The sequence below is a fragment of the Nonomuraea sp. NPDC049784 genome (assembly GCF_040659615.1).
GTDB lineage: Bacteria > Actinomycetota > Actinomycetes > Streptosporangiales > Streptosporangiaceae > Nonomuraea.
In genome coordinates this window covers 1-1,151 of the sequence record NZ_JBFAMX010001277.1, presented here as the reverse complement: position 1 = coordinate 1,151, position 1,151 = coordinate 1, and the positions used below count along the sequence as shown (strand labels likewise).

Below are 1,151 nucleotides of genomic sequence, written 5' to 3'. Positions count from 1 at the left end.
CATCGCCCGGCGGCTGGCATGAGCACCGCGCCGAAGATCGCCGCCCTGCACGGCGGACACGTCAGTCTCGCCGCGGCCGCCGACGCCTTCCTGGCCACCCCGCGCACGGCCAACCCCAACACCCACCGCGCCTACGCCTCGGCCATCGACCGCGTCACCGCCATGCTCGGCCCCGACCGGCCGCTGACCGAAGTCACCGACGCCGAGATCGGCGCCGCGCTCGCCGAGCTGTGGGGAGCGAGCGCGCCCGCGACCTGGAACCGCAACCGCGCCGCCGTCACCTCCTGGCTCATCTGGTGCCAGACCAAGAAGCACTGGGCAGCCCCGTCGGTCCCGGCCGACGCCGAACGCCGCAAGGAAGCCGCCGACGAGACCCGCGCCGTGGCCAAGACCACCATCCACCGACTGCTCTCGCGCCGCGACATCCCGCTCCGGGAGAAGACGCTCTGGCGGATGCTGTATGAGACCGCCGCCCGGGCTGCGGAGATCCTGGCGCTGAACGTCGAAGACCTCGACCTGGAGCATCGGCGTGCCCCCGTCCGCTCCAAAGGTGGCGCCATCGAATGGGTGTACTGGGACAGCGGCACCGCTCACCTGCTGCCCCGCCTGCTCCGCCTCCCGGACGACAGTACGCGAACGCACGGCCCGCTGTTCCTGTCCGAACGCCGCCCCGTCCCAGCCCGGCGGCCCGCCGCCGCCGACATCTGCCCGCACACCGGCCGCGCCCGCCTCGGCTACGACCGCGCCCGCGTCCTGCTGAAGAAGTATGCCGGGCTCGATCTGCACCAGCTGCGTCACAGTGCCGCCACCCACCTCGGCGAGGCCGAGGTGCCGCTGCAGCTCATCATGGGCAAGACCCGGCACAAGAACCCGCGCACCGCCATGCGCTACGTCAAGCCTGGTGCTGAGGCCATCGCCAAGGTCACCGAGGTTTTGGCGCCACGTCGTCGTACCCACTGATCAACAGAGTGGCGGCTGGCCAGAGCTGTAGGAGTTCCGGGTTATCACGGAGCGAAGCAGCCGCAGGTCGCTACCGCTAATTTCCGTACTCAGCCTCGAACTAGTCGCTATTGCAGCTGGTGGAATCTCCGATCACCTGACACGTCGCCTGCCGCCCGGCTGGGATTGCGATCAGGGAGTGGAAGCCGCCT

At 70.1% G+C, this 1,151-nt stretch carries 1 protein-coding gene; it reads left to right on the top strand.

Going from position 1 to position 1,151, the window contains the following annotated elements; genetic code table 11:
* Nucleotides 1-960, top strand: a 960-nt coding sequence (locus AB0J09_RS65395; protein WP_360714635.1) for a site-specific integrase, incomplete at its 5' end; no start/stop codon positions are given.
* Between the last annotated feature and the right edge of the window lie 191 nt (nucleotides 961-1,151).